General features: G+C 74.8%; 3 protein-coding genes and 1 pseudogene. All 4 read right to left on the minus strand.

From position 1 onward, the window contains the following. Window positions 1–707 (minus strand): annotated as a pseudogene (locus GA0115240_RS21080) (hypothetical protein); the annotation flags it as partial. A 406-nt stretch (window positions 708–1,113) separates the two neighbouring features. Continuing rightward, window positions 1,114–2,235 (minus strand): hypothetical protein, encoded by a 1,122-nt coding sequence (locus GA0115240_RS21090; RefSeq protein WP_093738515.1) that lies wholly within the window; start codon window positions 2,233–2,235, stop codon window positions 1,114–1,116. Next, the gene (locus GA0115240_RS21095) at window positions 2,232–4,493 is read right to left on the minus strand and encodes a hypothetical protein (RefSeq protein WP_093738517.1); all 2,262 of its coding nucleotides are present in this window, start codon (window positions 4,491–4,493) and stop codon (window positions 2,232–2,234) included. The genes GA0115240_RS21090 and GA0115240_RS21095 overlap by 4 nt, the downstream gene beginning before the upstream one ends. Continuing rightward, window positions 4,493–5,287 carry a hypothetical protein gene (locus tag GA0115240_RS21100; RefSeq protein ID WP_093738519.1) on the minus strand — a complete coding sequence of 265 codons (795 nt, stop codon included), beginning with the start codon at window positions 5,285–5,287 and terminating at the stop codon, window positions 4,493–4,495. Before GA0115240_RS21100 ends, GA0115240_RS21095 begins: the two co-directional genes overlap by 1 nt. Between the last annotated feature and the right edge of the window lie 185 nt (window positions 5,288–5,472).

The following is a 5,472-nucleotide window of genomic DNA, read 5'->3' on the forward strand; positions in this document are numbered from 1 at the left end:
GCCGGCGCCGGGCGGTCGGATCCCGGGGCGAGCGGGTACGGCCGGCCGGTCCCGGCCCCGGCCGGGTCGAGCCGCGCCGGCCGCCGGGGATCGGGTACGGGGGACGCCACCACGGCAGGGGCGCCGTACGAGGCCGGTGCGAGCGACGGTGGCTGGGCCTGGCCCGACGCCTGGCCCTGGGCCCGGCCCTGCTCGTGGTCCTGCGCCGTCGCCCGCGCTCCCGGCGCCGGCACCTGCGGTCCGAAACCCCTGGGCGGCTGCCCGCCGACGGTCGGCTCGGCCTCGGCGGAGGAGGTCTGCACGGTTTGTACCTGCACCTTCGGATGGGCGGCGCCCGCGGCGCCGGGGCCGGAGCGGCCGTTCCGGCTCCAGCGCTTCGGGCGGCCGACAGGGGACGAGGGCTCGGCGGGACGGGCCGCGGACTCCGGCCCGGGGAGGTTGGCCACGGCGAGGAACCCCGCCAGCAGGACGGCCACGACGGCCAGCGCGGTGAACAGGGCGCGCACCAGCAGCCCGGACACCGTGCAGATCAGCACGAGGAGCCCCACGGTCAGCACCGTCAGCCCGACGATGACCCACCGACGGCGCCGCAGGACGGCGGGCGGGGACTCCCGCCTGCGGTGGGAGGAGGACGGCGGTCCGGATCCGTCGGCCGCCCGACCCGGCTGCGGCGGTTCCTGGTCGGCGTTTCGGCGAAGGCTCTTCATATCCGTTTTCCGTCCTTGCGGGGGCGCCGGTGGGAGCCCACCGGAGTGGTGCCGACCACGTTCGACGATCCGCCGGCGCTGCTCCCTTGCTGGGCGGGCGGAGCGGCTGAACCGGGCGCCGGGGCCGGTGTGTTGGGGGCCGAGGGGTTGGCAGGCGGGGCCTGCGGGGCGGGGCCTTGAGCCGCCGGGGTCTGGACGGCGGGGGTCTGGACGGCCGGGCCTCGTTTCGTGGAGCGCCGGGTGCCCGGTCCGTGCGCGGTGGGGGAAGCGGGGGCGGCGGGAGCGGCGGGTGCCGCTGATGCCTGTGCGGGTGTGGGCGCCGGCGCCGCGGTGGCCCCCGGCGGCGGCTGCTCGAAGCTGCGGACCCGGGGCCTGGGCGGCGCCGGATTCTGCGCGGGGCCCAGCACTACGCCCGCCACCACCTGCGCCTGCGAGGCCGCCTGCGAGGCCGACGCCGGTGGCGCGGCCGGGTAGCCCGCGGCGGTGGAACCGGGGGATCCGGCGGCGGGCGCGGCGGACGAGCCCGGCCCGCGGGAGCGGCGGAGGGCGCGGGGGACGGCGAGAACGCCCCCGGCATCAACTGCGCCGGCGCGGGCCCCACCGGCGGCAGTGCCGCACTCGGCTCCGGGCCGAACAACGGGGCCGCGTGATGCATATCCTGCCAGATCTGCTGCGCCTCGGCCGGCTGGATCAGCTTCGCCTCGATCAGGTCCCGCAGCGTCTTGATCTTGCGTTCCGCGGCCACGTCCTGCCGCTGGCCGAAATCCTGCATGATCTCGCGCAGTTTGCCCGGGTCCTGGGCGATGAGGTGGACCAGGATCCCGCCGTCGCCCCGGGCGGCCTGCCGGATCGCGTTCTCCCGGTCGGCCTGCAGCACCTGCTCCAACTGCTGCCTGGTGCGGTCGGTCTGGTGCTCGACCTGGAGCAACTTCTGCTTCTCCGCGGCCTGTCGCAGCGCCCGCAGGTGGTCGATGGCCTGTTGGTCCAGGGAGAACCCCACGGTCAGCGCGGAGACCGTCAACCCCTCGGGCAACGCGTGGGGGTTGGCGCAGAAGCTGGACCGGACGAAGGTGTCGAAGTCGGCGAGGCGGTCGATGGGGTAGAGGCCGGCGTGCGGCCACAGCAGGTTGCGTATCGCCAGGGAGACGGCCGCGTTGCCGTCCGCGACCGTCCTGATGTTGCGCCGCACCACCTGGCCCGGCACGGTGACCGTCCAGGTGGCGTCCAAGGACGCCTGGAAGCCGTAGCCGCCGGTACCGCTCGGCAGCACCTCCGTCCAGGACGACCGGTGGTCGCTGGTGTCGACCTCGTACCGGTAGCGGTACTTGAAGGAGCCCATCGCCGAGGGCAGCCGGGGCAGTTCGACCACCGTCCCGTCGTCGGTGGTGAACACCAGGGCCTGGCTGGGCAGCGGCGGCGTGCCGCGGTTGCCCATGGTGACGGTGTAGGGGCCGCCGACGAGCAGCGACGCGTCGGCGCCCTGCGCGTGGGGAGCCGGCTGGGGCCGGCCGGGCTGCTGATCGTTCATCGGTGGTTCCTTCCGAGGTGGTTCAGCACTTCCTGTCCGGCCAGCGGGGCGCCGCGGCCCTCACCCGCCGCGATCCACGTGTCGGCCTGCTTGCGGATGATCAGCTGGGTCCGTGGGTCGGCGGCCGCCACGGCGAGCAGCCGGCCGAGCGCGGCGCGCGCCGCCGGGTCGGGCTCGGCGAGACGGGCCCATTCGGCCAGCACTTCGTGGGCGGCCTCGTACACCTGGGCCGAGTTGACCGTCCGCATCCACAGCAGGGCCACTTCCTGGCGGCGGATGTCGTCGCGGTCGGCGGCGGCCAGCAGCATCGGCCACGACCCGGGAGCCGCGGCTGCCGGGCGCGGGGTGGCCGCCCGGTCCCGCGGGGCCGCCGGGTCGGCGCGGGCCGCCCGATTCCCGGACCCGCCGAGCGGTCCGCCGCGTCCCCTCGCCGTCCCGTTCGCGTCGACCCCGCCGCCCCGGCGCTCCACCAGGTCGGCCGCCGCGTAGAGGAAGGCGATCTCGCCGACCGTCGAGCGGCGCGGGCCGTAGCCGCCGGAGCGGCACCACTGGTCGATGAGGTCGAGCGCGTCGCGGTAGTAGCGGCCCTGCTCCAGGGCCATGTACTCGGTCAGGCTGCGGCACACGGCGTCGACGACGTCGTCCCGGTCGGTGTCGGCGAGGTCGTGCAGCAGGGACCAGGCGGCCTCGGTCCCGTCGAGTTCGAAGATCACCCGCCACGCCCGGGCGGCGGTGGCCCGCAGCCGGGTGTTGGTCTCGAAGCTCCAGCTGCGCACCAGGGCGTGGGCCGCCTGCGCGTGGCCGGACTCCATCGCGGCCACCCGGACCGCGATGGCGGCGGCGTCCCGCAGTTCGGGGCGGTCGCTGGCCGCCCACGGACGCAGGATGCGGGCCCTGATGGTCTCGAAGGACTGCTTGGCGAGCGTCCCCGCCGCGACCGCGGCCCGCACCCGGAGCGTCTGCGACTCGTTGACCGCGCAGTCCCGCAGCCAGTCGGGGAGCACCAGCCTGATCCGGTCGTACTCGGTCCACACGTGTTCCAGTACGTGGACGGAGACGCCCTGGTCCTGGTAGCGGACCACTTGGCCGCGGGTGCCTCCGTACCGGGTGGCCACCTCCGAGGTGACCAGGGTGGCCTGGATGGCGGCCAGCCGGCCGCTCGTGCTGCTGAGCAGCGCGGTGCCGCGGGCCCGGTCGGGGTGCTGCGCGGTCTCCTTGACCTGGAGCCGCTCCTCCAGATCGTGGGACAGCGCCGCGACCGACGCGTAGGCCTCGCCGCCGAAGATCGCCACACCCACGGCAAGACACTGCCGGGCCAGGTCGGCGAGGTTCTCGAACCAGACGGGAATCGACTCCGTGTCGATCAGCGCGAGTCGGGCCCTGACCTTGGCGGTGACCTCGTCGTCCGATCCGCTCTCGGCCGCCTCGGCCAGCAGCCGCCCGAGCACCGCGGCCCTTTGTGCGGACGCTCCCGCCAGCAAGTCCCGCAGCAGGGCGCGTACATCGGCGCGGGCCATCAGCTGGCGGGCCCGTTGGCCGGCCCCGATGCCGAGCCGCCACGCCACCTGTGCGGCGACGATCTCCGGGCCGCCCGCCCGCCGGTCGGTGTCGAGCAGATGGCCCTGCGCCCCGGGATCCAGGCGGGTCGCGGACTGCTCGACGGTCACGATCAACCGGCTGTCCTGCGAGCGCAGTTCGTGCTCCAGCCGGCTCAGCTCGAAGCTGGTCAGCGCGCCGCCGTTCGGCAGGTCGGCGAGGACATAACCGGCGCCCCGCTGGAGATCGACCCGGCCGAGCCGGGTCAGGTCGGTGTCGGGGTCCAGCAGATACAGCGTCGGGTGACCGGCGGTGAGCAACAGGTCCCTGGCGAGTGCGGACTTGCCGCAGCCGAGCGGGCCGCGCAGCAGCACCACCGACCGCTGGGCCGCCCTCCGGTTCAGCGCGGCCCAGTCCGGCGGCCGGACGAACGCCTCCCGGGTCTCGTGGAGTTCCTCGGTGGAAAGGCGGTACATCCGGATCGCGGCGGGCCCGGCGACCATGTTGAAGACGTGGCCGCCGACGAGCTGCCCGACCTGCAGGCCGTTGATGGCGTCGCGTTCGGCGCCCAGCCGCTCGTCGGCGGCGCCGGACTGGCCGGCCAGCCCGGTCAGCGTGGAGAGCAGCCCGGGGGCCTCGGCCGGCGGCGCGTTGGGGTCGGGCGGGGCCTGCGCGGGCGCCGGGACCGGTCCCGCCGGCGCGTTGGCGGCGGGGTCGACCATCAGTGGCCCCTCTCGGTGCGGTGGGGCATCTGGATGGTGAAGTCACGGTTGACGTGCAGGTCGCCGTTCACGACCTGACCGACCTGGCCGATGTCACCGATCGTGTGACCCCCGACGCCGCCCGCTCCGCCACCCGGCGCGGCCGGTCCCGCCGACGCGGGCCCGGCCGCCTCCGGCTCCGCCCGCCGTATCGGCGTGATGCCCGGCGGCACGTCGTAGCCGGGCACCCTGATCCAGGCGCTCGCGCCCTTGATCTCCTTGGCGTCGAACGGCACTTCGCGGAAGGCTTCGCGCTCCACCTCCGCCGTCCCGTGGCGGACCACCCGCCGGTACCAGTCATCGGTGACGGCCAGCGCCAGCCCGGCGCGGCGTGCCTGCGCGAGCGCGGTGCGCAGCGGTTCGATGTCGAGCAGCCGGCAGGCCGTGTTGAGTTCCTCCCCGACCCAGCCGCGCCCGTCCCAGCCGACGTCGCCGGAGTGCAGGACCACCCTGATCCGCAGCGCACCCAGCGCGTTGCTGGTGGCGGCGTGGTCGCGCAGCGCGTTGTGCAGCCGGGCGACGAAGGGCCCGGTGAGATCGAGCTTGTCGACGTCACCGGGCAGCAGTTGGAAGAAGCCGTCACCGCGGTCCGCCGGGTCGGGCGCCGCGGACCGGTCGATCCCGGCGTCGTCCAGTGCGCTCTCCACCAGCGCGTACAGCTGCTTGCGCAGCAGGAAGGCGGTGGGGTTGTCGCGGGTGCCGAACTTCTCCACGTCGACGGCGACGATTGCGTAGTGCTGTGCCTTGACCCTCATCGAGCTTGTCCCTCCACGAAGCGGGAGGCCCCCCTTGGCCGGTTCTGGCCCCCGCTTCATGCAAGACCCGACCGTGGTCGGCGCACAGCGTCATTTGACGCACAAGGGACGGACAAGTCGTCCGCGCACTCCGGCGGGCAGGTGATCGGCTCGCCCAACGGGCCCTGTGTGGGCAAGTGGTGACG

It is taken from the genome of Streptomyces sp. DvalAA-14 (assembly GCF_900091855.1).
GTDB lineage: Bacteria > Actinomycetota > Actinomycetes > Streptomycetales > Streptomycetaceae > Actinacidiphila.